This is a genomic window from Klebsiella sp. GG_Kp173 (assembly GCF_040062415.1).
Classification (GTDB): Bacteria; Pseudomonadota; Gammaproteobacteria; order Enterobacterales; family Enterobacteriaceae; genus Klebsiella; species Klebsiella quasipneumoniae.
The window spans coordinates 1-22475 of sequence record NZ_JBEAFZ010000086.1 but is presented as its reverse complement, the minus strand read 5'-3'; the positions used below and the strand labels follow the sequence as shown (position 1 = coordinate 22475).

The following is a 22475-nucleotide window of genomic DNA, read 5'->3' as shown; positions in this document are numbered from 1 at the left end:
GATGACTGAACTGCTTCACTCCACCCCCAGCCTGCGCGAAGAGCAGCTTCCCGGCGGGGCGCACACCTCGCTGATTTTGCGCAAAGGGCAGATCCTGCGCCTGACCGATATCGACGGCGGGGCGAACGTCAGCATGATGATGCTCAACCCCCATGAGAAAAGTGAGCGCCTGAACCTGCCGGATACCCTCAAGGGGCAGCATACCGCGCGTCTGACCGCCGGGCACTGTTTCTACTCCGATATGGGCCGGGTGCTCGCCGGGATCGTCGCCGACAGCTGCGGCTGGCACGATCCGTTCGGCGGGGTCCTTAACGCCGAAGAGACGCACGACAAATATGGCGCCGGACGCTACCAGGAATTACGAAATGGCTTCTACCGCAACGGCGTCGATAACCTGCTGGTGGAGATGGGGAAATGGGATCTCGGTCTGGAAGATCTGCTGATGGTGGTCAACTTCTTCAGCAAAGTCACCGTCGATGACCAGGGGCGCTTTCACTTTGTCTCCGGCAACAGCCGCGCCGGGGATTACGTGGAACTGTATGCCCCGATGGACGTCCTGCTGGTGCTCACCGCGCTGCCGCATCCCCAGGATCCGGCCACCGAGTATGCCCCCCGTCCGGTGCAGCTGAGCTGGTATCAGGCCGACGATGAAGACGCAGCCACCCAGGCGCTCCTGACCCGCGATGAGAACCAGCGCGCGTTCCGCAATACCCAACTTTTTGCCCTGTAAGGAGGCGTTTATGACCCTTATCACCAGTAACCGACGCCCGGAAGAGGCCGTCTATCGCCATGTGATCCCCGCCGGGGAGCCGTGGCTGTTTGAGGTAAAAAAAGGGCAAACCCTGCGCCTGCTCGATCTTGAAGGCAACCAGGCGATTGATACTCTGTTTTACAACGCCGACAACCCGCGAGAGCGCTACGATGCGCAGCGCACGCTGCGCCGCCAGGGTAACGCCTACCTGACCGCCGGCAGCGTGCTCTATTCCAATCTTGGTCATCCGCTGATGACCATCGTGGCCGATACCTGCGGGCGGCACGATACCCTCGGCGGCGCCTGCGCCCAGGAGAGCAACACCGTGCGCTACGCTCTCGACAAGCGCTATATGCACAGCTGCCGGGACAATTTTCTCTGCGCCTGTCTGCACGATGGCCGTCTGCATAAACGCGATATCGGCGCCAACATTAACTTCTTTATGAACGTGCCGGTGACGCCGGAGGGGGGGCTGACCTTCGAGGATGGCATCTCGGCGGCGGGAAAATACGTGGAACTGCGCGCGGAGTGTAACGCCATGGTGCTGATCTCCAACTGCCCGCAGCTCAACAATCCCTGCAACGGCTGGAACCCGACCCCCGCCGAGGTGCTGGTATGGAACTGACCCGCTGGCAGCGCTGGCGTTTGCTGGCCTTCCGGCTGTTCGCCGTTCGCGCCGACCGCCTGAACCACACGCCGACGCGCCACCTTTAAGCGCCGGCTCTCCCGGGGACGACCTCAGGGGAAGACGAATTGTTGCGGGACGACCCGCTTCGCTGTGAGCTCCGCTTATGTTTGATACCTTACTGATTGCTAACCGCGGGGCGATTGCCTGCCGCATTCTGCGCACCCTGCGCGCCATGCAGGTGAAGGGCGTCGCCGTTTACGCCGAAGCCGACCTGAGCAGTCTGCACGTCCGCGAAGCGGATGAGTCGCTCAGCCTTGGCGAGGGGCCGGCAGCGCAAACCTATCTGGTGGTAGAGAAGATCATTGCCGCCGCGCTGCAGAGCGGCGCCCGCGCTATCCATCCCGGCTACGGCTTTCTGTCGGAAAACGCCGCCTTCGCCGAAGCCTGTGAGGCGGCGGGACTGGCGTTTGTTGGCCCGACTCCGCAACAGCTGCGAACCTTCGGCCTGAAGCATACCGCCCGCGCCCTGGCGAAGGCGGAGGGCGTTCCGCTGCTGGAAGGCAGCGAACTGCTGGCCGACAGTGAGGAAGCCTGCCGGGCGGCTGAGGCGGTGGGCTACCCGGTGATGCTCAAGAGCACGGCGGGCGGCGGAGGGATTGGCATGCGCGTCTGCCGCGACGCCTGCGAACTGAGCGAGGCGTTTGCCACGGTACAGCGGTTGGGGCAAAACAACTTCAGCGACGCCGGGGTGTTTCTCGAAAAATATATCGAACGCGCCCGCCATCTGGAGGTGCAAATCTTCGGCGACGGGAAGGGGGAAGTTATCGCCCTCGGCGTGCGCGACTGCTCGCTGCAGCGACGTAACCAGAAAGTGATTGAAGAGACCCCGGCGCCAAATCTGCCGGACGGGATGGCGCAGGCGCTGTGTAGCGCGGCCATTGCCCTTGGAAAAGCAGTGAACTACCGCAGCGCAGGGACGGTGGAGTTTGTCTACGACAGCGCGGCGCAGCGTTTCTATTTCCTCGAGGTCAATACCCGGCTGCAGGTGGAGCACGGCGTGACGGAGCAGGTGTGGGGCGTGGACCTGGTGCACTGGATGATCGCCCTGGCGGCAGGGGATTTACCGCCGCTGAGCGAACTGGCCGCCGGGCTACAGCCCCGGGGCCATGCTATTCAGGCGCGAATTTACGCCGAAGATCCTGGCCGCCAGTTTCAGCCTTCTCCCGGACTGTTAACCGACGTCTGGTTTCCACCGGCCGACGGCGCCACCCTGCGCATCGATCGCTGGGTGGAGGCCGGGTGTGAGGTGCCGCCGTTTTTCGACCCGCTGTTGGCGAAAGCTATCGTCTGGCGCCCCAGCCGCGATGAGGCGATCGCCGGCCTGGCGCAGGCTCTGGCGGAGACCCGCCTGTACGGCGTCGAAACCAACCGCCAGTACCTGCAGCAGATCCTCAGCTTTGCGCCGTTTACTGCCGGAGAACCCTGGACCCGCTGTCTGGAGCAGTTGCGCTACCGGGCCGATACCGTGGAGGTTCTGAGCGCCGGCACCCAGACCAGCGTCCAGGACTACCCGGGACGTCTGGGGTACTGGGCGGTGGGCGTCCCGCCCTCGGGCCCGATGGATGACCGGGCGCTGCGCCTGGGCAACCGTCTGCTGGGCAATGCCGAGGGCGACGCTGCGCTGGAGATCACCCTTAGCGGACCCACCCTGAAATTTAATACCGCCGTACAGGCGGTGGTCTGCGGCGCGCCGCTGGCCGTAACGCTCGACGGCGTCGACCAGGAGATGGACTGCGTCTTCCCTGTTCCGGCGGGTGCGACCCTCAGGCTGGGGGCGATAAGCGGGCCAGGGGTCAGAAGCTATCTCTGCCTGCGCGGCGGCATTCAGGTGCCGGATTATTTGGGCAGTAAAAGCACCTTTACCCTCGGTCAGTTTGGCGGCCACGGCGGACGGGCGCTGCGCGCCGGCGACGTGCTGCATCTTGCACCTCCGGCTGAGACCACGGAAAGCGCGGCGCTTCCTGCAGGGTTGCGCACTGAGCTTGCGGCAGTGCGAACGCTGCGGGTGATCTATGGTCCCCACGGCGCGCCGGAGTTCTTTGCCCCGGCGTATATGGCGACCTTTTTTGCCACCGACTGGGAGGTGCATTTTAACTCCAGCCGCACCGGCGTGCGTCTGATCGGGCCCAAGCCGGTCTGGGCCCGCGACAGCGGCGGCGAAGTCGGGCTGCATCCGTCGAATATTCATGACAACCCCTATGCCGTGGGGGCCGTGGATTTTACCGGCGATATGCCGGTGATCCTCGGGCCGGACGGCCCAAGCCTCGGGGGCTTCGTCTGCCCGGTGACGGTGATCGAAGCCGATCTCTGGCAACTGGGCCAGCTTAAGGCGGGGGATAAAGTGCGCTTTGTGGCGGTGGACGTCCCCACCGCCCGGCGGCTGGCGGCAGGCCGTCGCGCGGAGCTGGCGACCCTGCAGGCGCAGGAAGTTACCTGGCAGCCTGTGCCGCTTACCTCGCCGGTGGTGATGACCTGCGGTGACGCTGACAAACGCCTGGTGGCGCGCCTCTCCGGCGATACCCATCTGCTGCTGGAGGCCGGTGAGGCGGAGCTGGATCTGGTGCTGCGCTTTCGCATCCATGCCCTGATGCAGGCCCTTGAGGAGCAAGCCCGGGAAGGGATCATTGATATCACGCCGGGGATCCGCTCCCTGCAGCTCCATTTCCAGCCGGAAACGCTGGCGCTGGAGACCCTGCTGGCGTGGGTCCGCGAGGAGTGGGCCACGGTCTGCATGAGCGACGATCTGCAGGTGCCTACACGGGTGGTGCATCTCCCGCTCTCCTGGGACGATCCCGCCTGCCGCAAGGCGATCGACAAATATATGACCACCGTCCGCCCGGACGCCCCCTGGTGCCCAAGCAACCTCGAGTTTATTCGCCGGATAAACGATCTCCCGGATGAGCAGGCGGTGTGGCAAACGGTGTTTGACGCCAGCTATCTGGTGATGGGGCTCGGCGATGTTTATCTCGGTGCACCGGTGGCCACCCCCCTTGATCCGCGCCATCGGCTGGTCACCACCAAGTACAACCCGGCGCGAACCTGGACGGCGGAAAACTCGGTGGGCATCGGCGGGGCGTATCTGTGCGTCTACGGCATGGAGGGCCCGGGCGGCTATCAGTTTGTCGGTCGCACCCTGCAGATGTGGAGTCGCTATCACGAGGTGGCTGATTTTGCTGGCAAGCCCTGGCTGCTGCGCTTTTTCGACCAACTGCGTTTCTATCCGGTCTCGGCGGAGGAACTGCTGGAGATTCGCCGCGATTTCCCGCTCGGACGCTACCCGCTGCGCATTGAGCACAGCACGCTACGGCTGGCGGAGTACCAGCAGTTTCTCGCTCGCGAGGCACAGAGCATTAGCGCATTTCGCGACCATCAGCAGCGGGCGTTTAACGCCGAGCGCGAGCGCTGGATCGCCAGCGGTCAGGCCCATTTCGACAGTCAGGAGGGCGCGTCAGAAGAGGCGGGCGAGGCGCCGCTGCAGCCGGGGGAGCAGGGGGTGGAAAGCCCGGTATCCGGTAATCTGTGGCAGGTACAGACCGCGGTGGGCCGCCAGGTACGTGCCGGCGATGTGCTGGTGGTGCTTGAGTCGATGAAAATGGAGATCCCGCTGCTGGCGCCATGCGATGGCAGGGTTCAGCAAGTCAATGTGCAGCCAGGCAGCGCGGTGCGTGCCGGGCAGCGGGTGGCAGTGATTATTGAGGAGAAGGCATGATGCAGCAGACGTTTGATTTACGCCTGGCGCCCCTGGCGGCGAACTATCGTAACGGCAACACCACCCCGCGCGCCCTGCTGGCGGCGATCCGCCAGCGGGCGGAAGCGCTGAATCCCGAGTTTAATCTGTTTATTCATCTCCTGAGCGAAGCGGAGCAGGCGCCGTTTCTGGCGGCGCTGGAAGGCCATTCGCCAGCGACGCTCCCGCTGTACGGGGTGCCGTTCGCGATCAAAGATAATATAGACCTTGCGGAGATCGTCACCACCGCTGCCTGTCCGGCGTTTGCTTACCGGCCGACGCAAAGCGCGACCATTGTCGCTCAGCTGATTGCCCTGGGGACGGTGCCGGTGGGCAAAACCAATCTCGACCAGTTTGCCACCGGCCTGAACGGGACCCGTTCGCCGTATGGCCGCTGCCGCAACGCGTACCATCCCGCTTATCCCTCCGGCGGCTCCAGCGCCGGCTCCGCGCTGGCGGTAGCGCTGGGCGTGGCAAGCTTCGCGCTGGGGACCGACACCGCCGGCAGCGGTCGCGTCCCGGCCGGGCTGAATAATCTGGTGGGGCTGAAAGCGACGAAAGGGGTGATCTCTACCGCTGGAGTGGTACCTGCCTGCCGGACGCTGGACTGCGTGACCTTTTTCAGCGCCACCGCCGACGAGGCCAGCCAGCTGCTGGCCCTGGTTGCCCGATCCGATCAGCAGGATAGCTACAGCCGCCGCAATCCCCAGTGGAACAGCCGTCAGGCCTTCGGCAGGCCGTCCGCCGGGTTTCGCTTTGGCGTCCCGCGGGAGCTTCACTTCCTCGGCTGCCGCGCCAGCGAAGCGCTGTTCGCCCAGGCCGTGCAGCGGCTGACGGCGCTCGGCGGTGTGCCGGTAGCGATCGATTTCGCGCCTTTTCTGGCCGCCGCCCGCCTGCTATATGACGGACCATGGGTTGCTGAACGCTATGCGGTGGCAGGGCCGCTGATTGAGCAGCAGCCGGATGCCGTGCTGCCGGTCATTCGCGATGTGCTGGCGAAAGCGCCTGATATCGACGCGACGGCGACCTTTAAGGCGATGTATCAGCTGCAGGGGTATAAAGCGCAGTGCGATGCCATCCTCGAGACGCTGGACTGCGTGCTGACGCCAACCGTTCCGCGCCCGGTAACGCTCGACGAGCTGGCGGTGGAGCCCATCGCCCGCAATGCCGACCTGGGCTACTACACCAACTTTATGAACCTGCTGGACTATGCGGCGGTGAGCGTGCCGTGTGGGTTTATGCCCGACGGACTGCCCTCCGGCGTCACGTTGTTTGGCCGGGCCTTTACCGATCAGTATTTGCTGAGCCTGGCCGACGCCTTCCAGCGCGCGGAGCGGCTACCGCTGGCAGGCGGCGCGCGGCTGGAAAGCCCGCCGCCTGCGCATCCCGCGGGCCATGATCGGATGGCTCTCGCGGTATGCGGCGCACATCTGTCCGGCCAGCCGCTGAACGGTCAATTGCTGGCGCGGAGCGGCAGGCTGCTGCAGGCGACCCACAGCGCGCCGCGCTATCGGTTGTATGTCCTTCCGGATGGCAAGCGCCCGGCGATGGTGCGTGACGAGCCAGAGGGGGACGCGATAGCCGTGGAAGTCTGGGAGATCCCCAGCGCCGAGGTGGGGTCGCTGCTGGCCGCCATCCCCGCGCCGCTGGGGCTGGGACAGGTTGAGCTGGCCGACGGCCGCTGGATGACAGGCTTTATTTGCGAAGCCGGAGGGCTGGGCGCGGCCACAGAGATCACCGCCTGGGGCGGCTGGCGTCAGTGGCTGGCCAGGTAAACGGGAAACCCTCTGCGGTAGCGCCGCAGAGGGAACCCTCGCTTATAACGGGCTGTTCTCAGTGACGCCGGCTGGCCCACTCACCACCAATATCAGTGAAGCGCTTCTGACGGCGGTCATTCGCGCCACCAGGATCGCACTGCTGCCGGGGTGGATGGTCAACCAGGCGGTGCAGCGCGGCGAAGGTCAGCGTTTATGCCCTGATGCCGCCCGGCACGCTGGTTCCCGCAAAGACCCGGGTATTTATCGACACGGTATGCCAGCAGCTGGCGTCATCCCCGCTGTGGCAGGACGCGCTGAAGCGATAATGGGGAGATGCTGATATAGCAAGCCACGGATGGCGGTTATACCGCGGTACTGGCCCGGACTTTAAGTACTGACGGAATTTCAATAAACTTTTCACAAGGCTTATCGTTGAGCAGGTCGAGAAGCGCTTTCCCGGCCTTCACTCCAATGTCATGCCAGGGAAATTCAACGGTTGTCAGGGCAGGGGAACAGACCGTCGATAATACCCCGCCGCCTAAACTCGCAATGGCAACGGTATTGGGCACTTTGATCCCGGCGCTGTGGCAGGCCATCATGCATCCGCACGCCATTTCATCCGATGTGCAAATTAACGCATCCAGATCGCCCCAGGTAATCATCATATCCTTGAAAATATTCACCCCTGTGGCGATGGTGGAAGGCAAATGAGTGGTCACAACCCGATGCGGAGAACGATTCAGGGCCAGCATCGCCGTATTCCAGCCGCTCAGGAGCTGGCGAAACATCGTATTGTTGGCCGGGGTACACAACAACGCGATATTTTTTAATGATGCATCCGCCAGGTGGGTCACGATCTGTTTCACAGCCTTACCGTAATCCACGCCGATGCACATGCCAACAGGCTGCGTATTTAACGCGCCAATTTCCAGGATAGGCACATCCACATTAGCCAGCAGCTGGGTGCAGCTCTCAATGGTGTCGATATTGAACTGAATAATCGCTGCCGGGTTATAGGCGAGCATTTTTTCAAACGTTTTTTGTTCACTTTGGCCGTCATGACCGGATTCCATAAACATCATGGTATAGCCGCGTTCAGTCAGGATTTTTTGTAACGCTTCCGACACCGGTAAAAAACCTGGCGAAGAGAAGGTGGGGACGACGGCCAGAATGAGATCGGAATGGACCGATGCCAGATTACGCGCCTGGAGATTGGGGACATAGCCGAGTTGACTGACTGCCGCATCAATACGATCGCGAAGGTCAGGGTTGACTTTTTCAGGCATTCTCAGCGCACGCGAGACGGTCATGGCGCTCACGCCGACAAACTCAGCCACTTCGGTCAGGGTTATCTTCCCAGTTCCCTTACGACGTTTTTCTTTCGGGCTATTGTCTGCGTCTAGACTCTTCACCAGGATCACCAACCGTTTGAAAAATAATAAGTAACAAAAGTAAATCGTTGATACACATTATAACTTACCACAGCGAAGGGGAAAGCACATTATAACTAGTGTTAGCGGTAACTCACTTTTTAACATTTTTGCCTGTTAGCGCTAACTTTGAGAGGTGTATCACAGTTGAATTTTATTCAGCTGTTTATAGTTCAGCACATGGAATCCCTCGGGAGTGCATATGATTAGAGACTGGTTAACCCCGGATAAAATTAATGTCATTAACGCAATAGATAACTGGAAAAATGCTGTTCGACTCGCAGCAGAACCTTTGCTGGCGCAGGGGTATATGGCAGAGCACTATATTGAGGCGATTTTGAAAAGCCATGCAGAACTTGGGCCTTATTACCTATTAGCCCCAGGATTAGCGATGCCCCATGCCCGCCCTGAACAAGGTGCATTGAGGAATGGATTATCTCTCCTTCATATTAAAGAAGGCATATCATTTGGCTCGACGGAGAACGACCCGGTATACGTGATTATTATGCTATGCGCTCGTTCCGGAAATGAACATATCTCGATGATCGGTGAACTGGCAGAACTCTTTAGCGATCAGCAAAAATTAGAGCGATTGTTAAAAGCCGATGATATTAAAGCAATTCAGGCCGTTATTGAATGAAGGAAAAGAGAATGAAAAAAGTACTCATCGTCTGCGGCAATGGTTTAGGCAGCAGCTTTATCGTTGAAATGAATGTCAAAAAAATCCTTGCCGAAATGAATAAAGAGGCTGAAGTCGCGCATACCGACCTGACGTCAGCGAAAAGCGAAACGGCGGACCTTATTCTTAGCGCCAACGATATTGCCGAACATTTAGTTGGTCATTCTGCAAAAGTTGTTGGATTAAGTAATTTACTCGACAACAATAAGATCAAAGAGATTTTAGCAGAACACATTTAAGCAACGGCTTTCTGAACCGTGGAGTTTAATATGCTTCATTTCCTTATTTACGATGTGTTAGGGACACCGGCGATTCTGGTTGGATTGTTTTCTCTGATCGGTCTGCTGTTGCAAAAAAAAGGAATTTCAGATGTTATTTCAGGAACACTGAAAACCATCATGGGCTTTGTTATTTTAACGGCAGGCGCCGGTATCATTGCCTATACATTAACCATTTTTAGCCAGCTGTTTGAACATTCTTTTCATATCCAGGGCGTGGTGCCCAACACTGATGCCATGGCCGCGCTGGCGCAGAAGAATTATGGCACGGAAACCGCCACAATCATGGTGTTGGGTATGTTGATCAATATCGTCCTGGCGCGTCTGACCCCATTAAAGTACATCTTTTTAACAGGCCACCATACGCTCTATATGGCAGCGATGCTGGCGGTGATCTTGTCAGTAGGGGGCTTGTCGGGTGGTTGGGTGGTAGCCATCGGGGCGTTGATTCTCGGCGCGATGATGGTGATCTCTCCGGCGATCTTGCAGCCGTTTACCCGTAAAATTACAAATACCGACGATCTGGCTCTCGGCCATTTTGGCTCTATTGGTTATCTACTTTCCGCGCTGGTGGGCAAAGTCGTAGGAAAAGGTAGCCCCTCGATTGAAGAAATTAAAGTGCCTAAGTCGCTCAATTTCCTGCGTGACTCGTCGGTGGCTATTTCTCTTACCATGATGGTTCTGTTTCTGGTGCTGGTGGTTGTCGCGGGCAAAACCTTTGTCGAGGAGACACTGAGTGCCGGTCAGAATTTTATTATTTTCGCCATTATTCAGTCCCTCACTTTTGCTGCGGGGGTTTATATCATCCTCGCCGGTGTGCGGATGGTGATTGCCGAGATTGTGCCGGCGTTTAAAGGGATTGCGGACAAACTGGTTAAAGATGCGAAGCCGGCGCTGGACTGTCCGACGGTGTTTCCCTTCGCTCCGAATGCCGTCATCGTCGGCTTTCTCGCAAGCTTTATCGCAGGGCTGGTCAGTATGTTTCTCTGTCCGCTGTTCGGCTTGAGCGTCATCGTCCCGGGCCTGGTTCCCCACTTTTTCTGCGGGGCCACGGCGGGGGTTTACGGCAACATTACCGGCGGACGTCGCGGGGCGGTGGTAGGGGCTTTTGCCCACGGTCTGCTCATTTCGTTCCTGCCTGCCATTCTCTTGCCCATGATGGGGGATATGGGACTAGGCTCCACAACCTTTGGCGATGCAGACTTTGGCGTTGTCGGCATCGTGCTGGGTCATATCATCGCAATGTTTAACTAACTATTTATCTGAGGTGGTTTATGAGCGCTAAATTTTCACCGTCACTGATGTGCATGGATTTAACGCAGTTCAAAGAGCAGATCACGGCAATGAATAAAAAAGCGGATTTTTACCATGTTGATATAATGGATGGCAATTATGTCCGCAATATCACACTCTCTCCCTTTTTTATTGAGAATCTGAAAAAAATTACTACTGTTCCCATTGATGTTCATCTGATGGTGAATCATCCGGAAGATATCATTCCCATGTGTCTCGAGGCCGGCGCCGATATCATCAGCTTTCATCCCGAGACGGCGAATAACAAAATATTCCGCCTGCTGAATCAGATCAAGGATGCGGGCAAAAAGTGCGGGGTGGTGCTGAACCCGGCGACACCGGCAGAAAGCATTGCCGAATATGCGCATCTGCTGGATAAAGTGACGGTCATGTCGGTTGACCCGGGCTATGCCGGACAAAAGTTTATTCCTGAGTCGCTGAACAAGATTAGAAAGCTCATCAACATGCGCAAAAATAATGGCTATCACTATCTGACGGAAATTGATGGCTCTTGCAATGAGAAGACCTTCGGTCAGATTGCTGAATCCGGTGTAGATGTTTTTATCGTCGGCACATCGGGTCTGTTTTCGCTCCATGAGGATGTCAGCCAGGCGTGGGACAGAATGATCGAGATTTTCCAGCGGGAAACCGTCGCTGCCTAATTATTTTTTTCGAACCACAGCATATTCTAAAAAAGCTTTAAAAGACCTGCATCACGCCAGCGATGCCTGCTCTGTTATTCAACGACCACTCTATATGAATGCGGGTGAATTATGGATATTTCGACAGTGCTTAATGTTAAAAACATCAAGTTAAATATGACCGCCAGAACGAAAGAAGAGGTGATAGAAGAACTCGCCGATTTACTGGTACAGGATGGTGCGGTGACCAATAAGCAGGATTTTATTCGTGATGTCTGGTTACGCGAGGAGCTAGGCTCTACCGGCTTTGAAAACCATATCGCTATTCCACATGGTAAATCTTCCGGTGTTTCCCGTACCGCATTAGCCATCGGACGCACGCAACATGCTATTCCCTGGGAGACCATGGATGGCAGCGATGTTCGCTGTATTATTTTATTTGCGGTTTGCCTGGTGGATCAAAATGCCACTCATATTCGCCTGTTAGCGCAAGTGTCCGGGTCACTGGCCGACGAAGACATTATCGCTAAATTACTGATTGAATCTGACCCACATAAAATCATTGCGCTTTTCAATGCGGAAGCTGAAAGCGCCGATGCGTAATACGTAGTTGTTAACATTCTTTTATATCTTATTAAATGAATTAACGGAGAATCGTGATGAATATTGTCGGCGTTACCGCCTGTACGGTGGGGATTGCACACACCTATATTGCTCAAAAGAAAATTGAAACAGCCGCCAAAAAAGCCGGTCATAACGTTAAAATAGAGACCCAAGGGACCATCGGTATTGAGAATCAGCTAACCGCAGATGAGATTGCCATGGCAGATATTGTTCTGCTTGCCGCGGATGTTAAAGTGACGGGAGAAGAGCGATTTGCGGGTAAGAAAGTGGTCAAAGTTGCCACGGAAACGGCAGTGAAATCCCCCAATAAGCTGATTGAAAAACTCAGCGAAATAGTCAACTCATAATTTTATTCCGGCCTGCTGACTCTATACTTAAGGGCGTAACTTATGTCTCTAAAACAAATTTGGCAAGCAGCAAATCCTAAAGGACATCTGCTGACCGCTATTTCATTTCTGATCCCCATTGTCTGTGGCGCTGGGTTTATTATTGCCATCGGTATGGGGCTTGGTGGAACGGTGCAGGACACGTTAACGCCGGGGCAATTTGATTTATGGCAGGCGATGGCCACCTTGGGCGCCAAGGCACTTGGGCTGTTGCCGGTGGTCATTGCGGTGGGGATTTCCGGCTCGATAGCTGGCAAGCCGGGCATCGCACCAGGATTTGTCGTCGGGCTGGCGGCGAACACCATCAGCGCAGGCTTTATCGGGGGGATGATCGGAGGCTACATTGCCGGCTATATCGCGCTGGCGATCATTAAAAACGTCAAGGTGCCTGACTGGGCTCGTGGTTTGATGCCAACGTTGATCGTTCCCTTTTTTGCCTCCATTATCAGCTGCCTGATTATGGTCTATATCATCGGTACGCCGATCGGTATCTTTACGGAAGCGCTGACATCTTTCCTGAGAAGTATGGGCACGTCATCGAATCTCGTGTTGGGCGCAGTGATAGGCGCTCTGTGTATCGTTGACTTTGGCGGTCCGCTTAATAAGACATGCTTTGCCTTCGTTCTCACGCTGCAGGCGCAGGGAATAAATGAGCCAATTACCGCGCTTCAGTTAGTTAACACCGCAACGCCTATTGGGTTCGGGCTGGCTTTCTTCATTGCTAAGCTTCTGCGTAAGAACATCTATAACAGTGAAGAAGTGGAAACGTTAAAATCGGCAGTTCCGATGGGGGTGGTGAATATCGTTGAAGGCTCTATCCCTATTGTTATGAACGATATCGTCCGCGGTATCGCGGCGGCGGCCATCGGCGGCGCGTGCGGTGGCGCAGTTACCATGGTGTATGGTGCTGATGCCACGGTGCCTTTTGGTGGGGTACTGATGATCCCCACCATGTCACACCCGATGGCTGGCATTATGGCCCTGCTGGTGAATATTGTTGTTACCGCCACGGTTTATGCTGTCATCAAAAAAGATATTCCGCGTGATGTGATGGTTACCCATGATCACGAAGAAGAAGATATCGACCTCGATGATATAAAAGTGAGCTAACTTATCGCTGTATTATTTTATCAATACTGTTGAGCTGGTCCTGCAAATTAGCCCATAACCGTGTGGTCCTTCGTTATGGGCTGATTTGCGTCAGGCAGAAGCCCGGGTGAAAGTGGAGCAGGGTGAACATTGTTGTTGCAAAAATGTGAACGCTTCAGTAGCCTTGTTTCTCTTTCGGAGACAGGAAATGCTCGTCACGGATTCACTTCTTGCTTACACCCTCGCTGCCACACTGCTTACCCTGACGCCAGGTCTTGATACTGCTCTTATTCTTCGCACGGCGACCGCGGAAGGGGGACGCAAAGCCTTGCATGCCGCGTTAGGCATTGATCTCGGATGCTTTATCTGGGGCGCCGTGGTGGCCTTTGGGTTAGGGACACTACTGGCGGTTTCTGAACTGGCTTACACCTTGTTGAAATGGTGCGGCGCGGGCTACCTTTGTTGGCTGGGCATCCAATTGCTTCTGCACCCGCGCCAGCAATTTAACACCACCCTGGCAGAATCCACTACCACCAGTAACTGGTTTCTGCGTGGGATGCTGGGGAATGTGCTTAATCCCAAAATGGGCGTTTTCTACGTTTCGTTTTTACCTCAGTTTATCCCCGCCGGACATTCACCCGTCAGCTGGACCTTTCTGCTGGTCGCTATCCATGTATTAATTGGTACGCTGTGGTCGTTAACGCTGATTACCGCCACTCGCTATGCCGCGGGCATCCTGAAAAAACCGGCCGTAGTGAAATGGATGGATCGGACTACCGGCTGCCTGTTTCTGTTATTCGCCGCGAAGCTGGCAATGAGCCGCCGGTAATCTCCGGTTTCGTCCTTCTGGGGGACAATGCCCGCTTTCATCAGGTGTCGTCTTGCCGGAATACAGACTTTCCTGCCGTACCCGGGCAAATTTCCTGCACTTTGACGCTTAGTCGTGAAGGTATGGAAAGATGGGATTATTAAATTTTATGAAAGAAGCGGGCGAAAAAAAATGGGATGCCGTCTCCGGCGACAGTAAAGAAGATCGGGCCGATAAGCTGAAAAAACATATCGATGGACTTAATCTGCCTGGCGCCGAAAAGGTCAATATTTCTGTTGCTGAAGATGGCACCGCAACGGTCACTGGTGATGTCGCTTCGCAGGAGTATAAGGAAAAAATTCTGGTTGCGGTAGGTAATGTCACTGGCGTAGGCCAGGTCAGTGACGGCGTTAAGGTGACGCATAGCGGGGCGGAAAGTCGTTTTTACACGGTCAAATCCGGTGACACCCTGAGCGCTATCTCAAAAGCGATGTATGGCTCGGCCAATGATTATCAACGTATTTTTGAAGCCAATAAACCGATGCTGACCCCTCCCGACAAAATCTATCCGGTTCAGGTGCTGATTATCCCGGCGAAGTAAGTAGACAGTTCATTCCTCTCAACAGCAACATCAGCGATGACAGGAATACGACATTTATACGGCCATCGGGAGCAGTCACAGACATCAGCTGCTCTCTCAACGGCAAAAGAGCCAGCAGGCGGGCTCTTTTGCCGGGGTCAGGCGCTTACTGTGCGTCAGCCAGTGCCAGTCGGGCCTCTTCCTGCTCGGTGATTTTACGCTGTTGCTCAAGTTCCAGCGCGCCGCGATGAGAGAGGTAGCAGAAGAGTATGCAGCAAACGATCCCGCCCATCAGCAGATAGAACCCGCCGTGCCAGCCCATTTTATCGACCATTACGCCGAACAGGCTGGTGCCTAACGATGCGCCAAAGATATAGCTCATAAATCCGCGCAGACCCACGGCTGAACCGACGGCAAAGCTGGGGACGATTTCCATGGTCTGGACCGAGGCCAGAAACTGCGGGACGTAAATAAGACAGCCCACAATCGCCGCGAATACCGTGACCATCAGCAGAGATTCGCTTTTCCAGTAGCCGATCAGACAGATGAAGATTAGCGTCATACAGATTATGGCTAACGGCATCCGGCGCCCTTTAAACAGCTTGTCGGAGAGCCAGCCGGCCAGCAGAGTAGACGGAATCGCCGCCCACTCAAAAAACAGGAATGCGACGCTCATTTGTTCTTTGGAAAAATGTTTCACCGTCAGCAGGTAAATTGGCAGCCAGCTGATCATGCCGAAACGCACCATATAGACAAACACATCCACAAAGGAGACATACCAGGCGTTTTTGTTACGCAGTACGTAGGTACAAAAGATCTGAAATGCGCTCATGTTCTCCGGCGCTTTCTGGCCGTGTTTGGTCTTCAGCACCACTTTCTCTTCCGGCATCATTTCTGCCAGCGAAGGCAGACCTTCCTCGCGCGGCGAACCCTTACCCAGCACCAGTACGCTAACGGCGAATACCACCGCCACGCAGGCCGGTACAATGTAGCTGGCGCTCTGCCAGTGCTCGGTGCCGAGAATAGCGAATGCGGCGCCGACGATCGGGGCGACAATTCCGCCGCCGACGTTATGGGAAATGTTCCAGAACGCCCCTACGCGGCCACGCTCACGGCGCGGGAACCAGTTCGCAATAGTAATAAAAGAGGGGCCGACCCCCATACCCTGAAACAGGCCGTTCAGGACAACCAGCGCAGCGAAAACCCAGAATGCGGTACTGAATCCTAACCCGACGTTGACGATGGCGCACAGCACCAGACCAAAGGCCATAAAGACTTTCGGGCTGGCTTTATCCGCGAGGCTGCTCATCACGCCTTTACTGATCCCGTACGCGATGAGCATACAGCTACTGAGCAAACCGATCTGCGTGGCGCTAAGGTCTAACTGTTCTTTCAGATAGGGCGTGGATAAGGTGAAGTTATTGCGCACGATATAGTACGCCAGGTATCCCAGAAATACGCTTAGCAGCGCCTGCATACGGTATCGACCATAGGTTGCCTGAATTTTTTCAGCTGGAACTTTATTCGCCGACGGGCCTTTTTTTAATAATGATAACATGTCTTCACCTGTATTTATATTGATATGAACATCACGGGTAATTGCCCCGAAGGGTGAAATAAGCGCCTAAAAAATTCAAATCGTCGAAATGAGTCAAAATTGACTCAAAATAATAAAAGGGAGGAGTATTTTTGACCCATAGAGCATGAGTGAGATTCTACGCCATTAATTTTTCGCTAATTTCATGTCCGGCTTGTGCGAACACTAACAAATTCCCCAGTCATTATCTGGTAATCTTTCCCGATATTTCCGGACGCCGGCTTGACTATTTACCCACTCGCGGCGATTAATTCACCGGATGTCATAAACGGGTAAGTTTTGTCTCAACGCGATTTTTACGGTATTTCAATATTTATGAACGGGATCACAAACATATTTCTTCGTGGGGTAGGGATAGTGGGCAAAATGCTCGCGCTGCTGCTGACCGCATGGCTGGGACCGTGTGCGGCGCAAGGCAATGAGCTGGTGATGGCGACGACATTTTCTCCCAGCGCCACCGTGTGGATTATCGATCGCTGGCAGAAAGAACCGGGGTCGGTGATGATAAGGACGCTCAACCGCACCAGCGCCTCGCTGGAACAGCTGCTTGATACGGCAAATGCCGAAAATGTCGATCTCATCCTGACCTCATCGCCGATGCTGCTGCAGCATCTTCAGGAGCATCAAAAACTGGCGCCGTTCAGCGGTGCGCCGGCAGCCAGCCAACATCTGGTGCCGGAATCCATTCGCTCCACCTCCGTGGCCGTGGCGATTTCCGGGTTCGGTTTGCTGATGAATCGCTCGGCGCTGATGACCCGGCATCTGCCTGCGCCAACGGACTGGGATGACCTGACCGATCCCCGTTATCAGGGGGCGCTGCTGATGAGCAGTCCGTCGCGTTCGGATACCAACCATCTGATGGTTGAGTCGCTGCTGCAACAAAAAGGCTGGATTAAGGGATGGGAAACGCTGTTGACGACGGCAGGAAACCTCGTGACCATTTCATCCCGCAGCTTTGGGGTGGCAGATAAGATTAAAAGCGGCCTGGGCGTGGCTGGTCCGGTGATTGATAATTACGCCAATCTGCTGCTGAACGATCCGCACCTGGCTTTTACCTATTTCCCGCAGTCGGCGGTTTCGCCGACCTATGTCGCAGTGCTTAAAAACAGCCAGCACGCCAGCGAAGCGCGGCGGTTTATTCGCTATCTGTTAAGTCCGGAGGGCCAGGCGATCCTCGCCGACGCTAATACCGGGAAGTACCCGGTAACACCGCTGGCGCCAGGCAATCCACGGGCGGCGCAGCAGGCGATGCTGATGAATCAACCGCCAACAAACTATCGACTGATCCTCAAACGTCAGCGTTTGGTTCAGCGGATGTTTGATACGGCCATTAGCTTTCGTCTTGCCCAGCTAAAAGATGCCTGGCGAGCGCTGCATAGCGCGGAGGTCCGTCTCAAGCGTCCGCTGCCCGAGATACGCGCACTGCTCACCCGTGTCCCGGTGGATCCGGCCAGCAGCGAGGATGAAGCCTGGCTGGCTCAGTTCGACAACAAGAGTTTTGCGGAACAGCAGATGATGGAGTGGCAGCTCTGGTTTCTCAATAATCAGCGGCAGGCGATTACTAAACTGGAAGAACTGAAATGATGGGCAGGTCCATGCTGCAACGTCTGCGGCAAATCAGTATCAGTAGCAGCCTACGCGGGGCTTTTCTGATGGGGGCGCTGCTGACGCTGATTGTCAGCAGCGTCAGCCTCTATTCCTGGCATGAACAAAGTTCGCAGATCCGCTATTCGCTGGATGAGTATTTTCCGCGCATCCACTCGGCTTTTCTGATTGAAGGTAATCTTAATCTGGTGGTCGATCAGCTCAATGAATTTCTGCTGGCGCCGAATACTACGGTACGACTGCAGCTGCGCAACCAGATTATCCAGCATCTGGACAAAATAGAACGGCTAAGTCAGGGGTTGTCGCCAACAGAACGCCAGCAGCTGGGGGTAATATTGCAGGACAGCCGCGCGCTGCTGGCGGAACTGGATCGCGTGCTCTACAACATGTTTCTGGTTCGTGAAAAGGTGGGGGAGCTTTCGGCGCGGATCGACTGGTTGCACGACGATTTCACTACCGAGCTGAATTCGCTGGTGCAGGATTTTACCTGGCAACAGGGAACGCTGCTCGATCAGATCGAAGCCCGACAGGGAGATACGGCGCAGTATCTGAAACGTGCCCGGGACGTGCAGAATGAACAGCAGCAGGTCTATACCCTGGCTCGTATTGAAAATCAGATCGTTGACGACCTGCGCGACAGGCTCAATGAACTGAAATCCGGGAATGATGACGGCATGCTGGTGGAGACGCATATCCGCTATCTTGAAAACCTGAAAAAAACGGCGGATGAAAATATACGTGCGCTGGATGACTGGCCGAGCACCATTACCCTGCGACAAACGATTGATGAGCTGCTGGAAATTGGCATGATGAAAAATAAGATGCCGGACACCATGCGCGACTATGTTAGCGCCCAAAAAGCGCTCGTGGAAGCCAGCCGGTCCAGAGAAGCGACGCTGGGGCGCTTCAGAACGCTGCTGGAAGTCCAGCTTGGCAGCAGTCACCAGCAGATGCAGATGTTTAATCAGCGTATGGCGCAGATTGTCCGGGTCAGCGGCGGGTTAATCCTGGTGGCGACATTGCTGGCGCTGTTGCTGGCATGGGGGTTGAACCATTATTTTATTCGCTCGCGGCTGGTGAAACGCTTTACTGCGCTGAATCAGGCGGTGGTGCAGATTGGTTTAGGCCAGATCGGGGCGACCATTCCGGTTTACGGGCGCGACGAGCTGGGACGTATTGCCGGTTTGCTTCGTCATACTCTGGGTCAGCTTAATGCGCAAAAACAGCAGCTGGAACAGGAGATTGGCGAGCGAAAAGCGATTGAGGCCGATCTGCGCGCCACGCAGGACGAGCTGATCCAGACCGCTAAACTGGCGGTGGTTGGGCAGACGATGACCACCCTGGCGCATGAGATCAATCAGCCGTTGAATGCGCTTTCGATGTATCTTTTTACCGCAGGCAGGGCAATCGAGCAGGGCCAGACGGAGCAGGCACGGACAACGTTAAGCAAAGCGGAAGGGCTGATCAACCGCATTGACGCTATTATCCGCTCCCTGCGCCAGTTTACCCGCCGAGCAGAGCTGGAAACGCCGTTGCACCCGGTCGATTTGCGCCAGACATTTACCGTGGCATGGGAACTGCTGGCGATGCGTCATAAGCCTCAGCAGGGGACGCTGGTTATACCGGATGACACCGTCTGGATCCAAGGGGACGAAGTGCGTGTCCATCAGGTGCTCGTGAACGTGCTGTCCAATGCCCTCGACGCCTGCCCGCACGCCGCGCAAATCACCGTGAGCTGGCAAATCCAGGGCAACAGGCTATGTGTGTTGATTGCCGATAACGGCCCCGGCTGGCCTGCGGCCTTACTCCCTTCGCTGTTAAAGCCGTTCACTACCAGTAAAACCGTGGGGCTGGGAATAGGGCTTTCGATATGTGTTTCGTTGATGACGCAAATGGAAGGGGCGTTGCGCCTGGCGTCGACGTGTATGCGCAGTGCCTGCGTGGTGCTGGAATTCAATGTGACGGATGTAAAAGATGTTGAGTGATAACTGTTCGATTCTGCTGATTGACGATGATGCCGATGTGCTGGATGCCTATACGCAGCTGCTTGAGCAAGCGGGGTACCACGTCAGTGCCTGTAATAATCCGTTTGATGCGCGGGAGCGGGTGCCGAAGGACTGGCCCGGCATTGTTTTAAGCGATGTCTGCATGCCCGGCTGCTCCGGTATCGATTTAATGACGTTGTTTCATCAGGATGACGATCTGCTGCCGATTCTGCTTATCACCGGTCACGGCGATGTGCCGATGGCGGTGGAGGCGGTGAAAAAAGGGGCCTGGGATTTCCTGCAAAAGCCGATTGATCCGGGCAAGCTGCTCACGCTGGTAGACGCCGCGCTGCGTCAGAGGCAATCGGTAATCGCCCGTCGCCAGTATTGTCAGCATAAATTACTGGTTGAGCTTATTGGCCGCAGCCAGTGGACGGTTCGGTATCGCCAGCGCCTTCAGCAGCTGGCAGAAACGGATATTGCGGTATGGCTTTACGGCGAGCCGGGAACCGGCCGCATGACCGGCGCACGTTACCTGCACCAGTTAGGACGGCACGCTGAAGGTCCGTTTATCGCCTGCGAGCTCAATCCGGCTAACGCACACACGCTTAATGAACTGATCGCCAAGGCCCAGGGCGGGACGCTGGTCTTAAGCCACCTGGAGCATCTGACTCACGAGCAACAGCATCAGCTGGTACAGCTGCAGAGTCATGAGAAGCGGCCTTTTCGCCTGATTGGTATCGGTAGCGCTTCGCTGGTGGAGTTGGCCGCCAGCAGCCAGATAGTGGCGGAACTCTATTACTGCTTCGCGCTGACGCAAATTGGCTGCCAGTCTCTGTCAAAGCGACCTGATGATATCGAGCCGCTGTTTCATCACTATTTGCAAAAAACCTGTCAACGGCTGAATCATCCTGTCCCGGAGGTGGATGCTGCTCTGTTGAAGGGGATGATGCGCCGGGTGTGGCCAAATAACGTTCGCGAACTGGCGAACGCCGCCGAGCTGTTTGCAGTAGGCGTATTACCACTCGCAGAAACGGTTAATCCGCTGATGCACATCGGCGAGCCGACGCCGCTGGACCAGCGGGTTGAGGACGTCGAGCGGCAGATCATCACCGAAGCGCTGAATATCCACCAGGGACGTATTAATGAGGTGGCGGAGTATCTGCTGATACCGCGTAAAAAACTTTATCTCAGAATGAAGAAGTATGGTCTGAATAAAGAGCACTACAAAGGGGTTTAGGCATGGCGCCAGACGATGGTTGATAATATCCTGAATGGTTCCTGTGCCGGAAAATAACGATGTTTTTACGCTAAAGGGGCAGGGAAGGGTGAACCCTTATGAATACCTGAAAAAAGAGGCCACCATTTTTTAAATGGATTTTTTATATAGATTTGCAAAGGTGAAGAGGTAAAAACTTAAGCGCCTGTTATTTTTTATTTTATAGAAGGAATTCTGAGTGAAGCGCATTAACGAACGTGCCTGGGAAGTGTTTGGTATCTATGGAAGGGTTTGTGAAAGCTGCTCCGGGGCGATCGCATTAAGCCTGTTGCAGGCGCTGGCGATGTTTGGTTGCCTTGAGAAAAGAGAAGCTGGCGGGTTAACGCTGTATTGCATTCTGACTTTCATCGCCGTTGTGGCGACGATCGGTTTTTTTGCCTCTCTGATAAGTATAGGAAGAACTATTCATATACAAAGTGAAGGTCATAAGGTAGCTGAATTCCTGATTTCCTGCGTTTTTTATCCGGTCGTTATCGGTATCCTGCTTTCGGCGCTTGCGACGCTTCAATCAATATAAGGTGACATCAGGCGTAAGGACCCCGGAGCGATCTCCACGCCATCATTTTAAAGTGGCATGAATAGGTGAAGGTCGATTCCGATTTAACGAAACGAAGCTGCATCAGGCGGCTCGTCGCATCGTCGACATAGACCAGTGAGGTACAGGCGGTTGCACGGTTCTCGAACCAGTGGTGGTCGCAACCATCAATCTGGATCAGTTATCCGCAGCAGGCCTGAAGATAACGTGACTGCTGAATTTTCGGCGCACGTTGTTTGCGGGGGATCCAGAGACCGGCTTTGACCATGAGTGAACGGACAGTCTCTTTGGACAGATGAACATCATGCACTTCTGCGAGTTTCTCACACGCCAGCGTAGACTAAAGTCGGTATAGCGCTCGCGGATAATATTGAGCGCGTACTGTGCAAGGTCATCTGGCAGCTGGTTATTGCTGAGATTTCAACAATGTTGGTTAGCGATATCTGGCGAGCCTGATTCACGGCAGTGCATCAGAAGGCGTCGGTACTGGCGACCAGATATACTCAGGCGCTGCGCGGCCATCTGACTGGTCAGACGCCGGTCGACAACGTCCTGAATGATTTTGAGTCGGTTAACTTCATCCAAAGTGAAAACGTCCGCTGCATGAGCCGTTATCAGAATCCCTCGATGGTGAATCTACGGGTCACTTATCCAGGAGCTGGCCTTACAACTTAGCCACCACAATCAATGTCAAGGCTCAATTGAAATGTCCGTTATCCAGCTCAATTAAAATGACCACTTTG

General features: G+C 55.6%; 19 protein-coding genes and 2 pseudogenes. 18 read left to right on the top strand and 3 right to left on the bottom strand.

Going from position 1 to position 22475, the window contains the following annotated elements:
* Position 1: 1 nt before the first annotated feature.
* The 4 genes from ABLU50_RS20870 (at position 2) to atzF (ending at position 6941) form a co-directional block, all read left to right on the top strand.
* The gene (locus ABLU50_RS20870; RefSeq protein ID WP_017900290.1) at positions 2-730 is read left to right on the top strand and encodes an urea amidolyase associated protein UAAP1; all 729 of its coding nucleotides are present in this window, start codon (positions 2-4) and stop codon (positions 728-730) included.
* 10 nt (positions 731-740) lie between these two features.
* Positions 741-1376, top strand: a complete 636-nt coding sequence (locus tag ABLU50_RS20865; protein ID WP_017900291.1) for an urea amidolyase associated protein UAAP2 — start codon at positions 741-743, stop codon at positions 1374-1376.
* A 166-nt stretch (positions 1377-1542) separates the two neighbouring features.
* On the top strand, positions 1543-5148 hold the full coding sequence (gene uca, locus ABLU50_RS20860; RefSeq protein ID WP_087833306.1) for an urea carboxylase: 3606 nt from the start codon (positions 1543-1545) through the stop codon (positions 5146-5148).
* Positions 5145-6941 (top strand): allophanate hydrolase, encoded by a 1797-nt coding sequence (gene atzF / locus ABLU50_RS20855; protein ID WP_323084134.1) that lies wholly within the window; start codon positions 5145-5147, stop codon positions 6939-6941. Before uca ends, atzF begins: the two co-directional genes overlap by 4 nt.
* Positions 6942-7285: 344 nt before the next feature.
* Here the strand turns inward: atzF and ABLU50_RS20850 are convergent, their stop codons facing one another.
* Positions 7286-8338: a LacI family DNA-binding transcriptional regulator gene (locus ABLU50_RS20850; protein WP_032431233.1), complete on the bottom strand. Its 1053-nt coding sequence runs from the start codon at positions 8336-8338 to the stop codon at positions 7286-7288.
* A 217-nt stretch (positions 8339-8555) separates the two neighbouring features.
* Between ABLU50_RS20850 and ABLU50_RS20845 the strand changes: the two genes are divergently transcribed.
* The 9 genes from ABLU50_RS20845 (at position 8556) to lysM (ending at position 14752) form a co-directional block, all read left to right on the top strand.
* Complete coding sequence (locus ABLU50_RS20845) at positions 8556-8993, top strand: PTS sugar transporter subunit IIA (RefSeq protein WP_060655836.1); 438 nt, start codon at positions 8556-8558, stop codon at positions 8991-8993.
* A gap of 11 nt (positions 8994-9004) precedes the next feature.
* Positions 9005-9271 (top strand): PTS sugar transporter subunit IIB, encoded by a 267-nt coding sequence (locus ABLU50_RS20840; RefSeq protein WP_012968203.1) that lies wholly within the window; start codon positions 9005-9007, stop codon positions 9269-9271.
* Positions 9272-9301: 30 nt separating this feature from the next.
* A complete protein-coding gene (locus tag ABLU50_RS20835; RefSeq protein WP_060655835.1) occupies positions 9302-10564 on the top strand; it encodes a PTS ascorbate transporter subunit IIC in 1263 nt (420 codons plus the stop codon).
* A 20-nt stretch (positions 10565-10584) separates the two neighbouring features.
* Positions 10585-11265: a D-allulose 6-phosphate 3-epimerase gene (alsE, locus tag ABLU50_RS20830; protein ID WP_004179925.1), complete on the top strand. Its 681-nt coding sequence runs from the start codon at positions 10585-10587 to the stop codon at positions 11263-11265.
* Between the two features lie 111 nt (positions 11266-11376).
* Positions 11377-11847, top strand: a complete 471-nt coding sequence (locus ABLU50_RS20825; protein WP_023318272.1) for a PTS sugar transporter subunit IIA — start codon at positions 11377-11379, stop codon at positions 11845-11847.
* A gap of 56 nt (positions 11848-11903) precedes the next feature.
* A complete protein-coding gene (locus ABLU50_RS20820) occupies positions 11904-12215 on the top strand; it encodes a fructose PTS transporter subunit IIB (RefSeq protein WP_004179922.1) in 312 nt (103 codons plus the stop codon).
* A gap of 42 nt (positions 12216-12257) precedes the next feature.
* On the top strand, positions 12258-13364 hold the full coding sequence (locus ABLU50_RS20815) for a PTS fructose transporter subunit IIC (RefSeq protein ID WP_060655834.1): 1107 nt from the start codon (positions 12258-12260) through the stop codon (positions 13362-13364).
* A 187-nt stretch (positions 13365-13551) separates the two neighbouring features.
* Positions 13552-14172, top strand: coding sequence for a LysE family translocator (locus ABLU50_RS20810; protein ID WP_004205870.1), 621 nt, complete (start codon positions 13552-13554; stop codon positions 14170-14172).
* Positions 14173-14302: 130 nt separating this feature from the next.
* Positions 14303-14752, top strand: a complete 450-nt coding sequence (gene lysM / locus ABLU50_RS20805) for a peptidoglycan-binding protein LysM (protein ID WP_087833304.1) — start codon at positions 14303-14305, stop codon at positions 14750-14752.
* A 145-nt stretch (positions 14753-14897) separates the two neighbouring features.
* Here the strand turns inward: lysM and pgtP are convergent, their stop codons facing one another.
* The gene (gene pgtP / locus ABLU50_RS20800; RefSeq protein WP_004205872.1) at positions 14898-16289 is read right to left on the bottom strand and encodes a phosphoglycerate transporter PgtP; all 1392 of its coding nucleotides are present in this window, start codon (positions 16287-16289) and stop codon (positions 14898-14900) included.
* A 405-nt stretch (positions 16290-16694) separates the two neighbouring features.
* On the opposite strand from pgtP, the gene pgtC reads away from it, so the two are divergent.
* The 4 genes from pgtC (at position 16695) to ABLU50_RS20780 (ending at position 21714) form a co-directional block, all read left to right on the top strand.
* Positions 16695-17912, top strand: a complete 1218-nt coding sequence (pgtC, locus tag ABLU50_RS20795; protein WP_025999246.1) for a phosphoglycerate transport regulator PgtC — start codon at positions 16695-16697, stop codon at positions 17910-17912.
* An 11-nt stretch (positions 17913-17923) separates the two neighbouring features.
* Complete coding sequence (pgtB, locus tag ABLU50_RS20790; protein WP_176391555.1) at positions 17924-19918, top strand: two-component system sensor histidine kinase PgtB; 1995 nt, start codon at positions 17924-17926, stop codon at positions 19916-19918.
* A complete protein-coding gene (locus tag ABLU50_RS20785) occupies positions 19908-21158 on the top strand; it encodes a sigma-54 dependent transcriptional regulator (protein ID WP_087833302.1) in 1251 nt (416 codons plus the stop codon). Before pgtB ends, ABLU50_RS20785 begins: the two co-directional genes overlap by 11 nt.
* 217 nt (positions 21159-21375) lie before the next feature.
* Positions 21376-21714 carry a hypothetical protein gene (locus ABLU50_RS20780; RefSeq protein WP_017900301.1) on the top strand — a complete coding sequence of 113 codons (339 nt, stop codon included), beginning with the start codon at positions 21376-21378 and terminating at the stop codon, positions 21712-21714.
* A gap of 61 nt (positions 21715-21775) precedes the next feature.
* On the opposite strand, the pseudogene ABLU50_RS20775 reads toward ABLU50_RS20780, so the two are convergent.
* Positions 21776-22266 (bottom strand): annotated as a pseudogene (locus ABLU50_RS20775) (ISNCY family transposase); the annotation flags it as partial.
* On the opposite strand from ABLU50_RS20775, the pseudogene ABLU50_RS20770 reads away from it, so the two are divergent.
* Positions 22219-22326, top strand: a pseudogene (locus tag ABLU50_RS20770) (hypothetical protein); the annotation flags it as partial. The pseudogenes ABLU50_RS20775 and ABLU50_RS20770 sit on opposite strands and share 48 nt — an antisense overlap.
* Between the last annotated feature and the right edge of the window lie 149 nt (positions 22327-22475).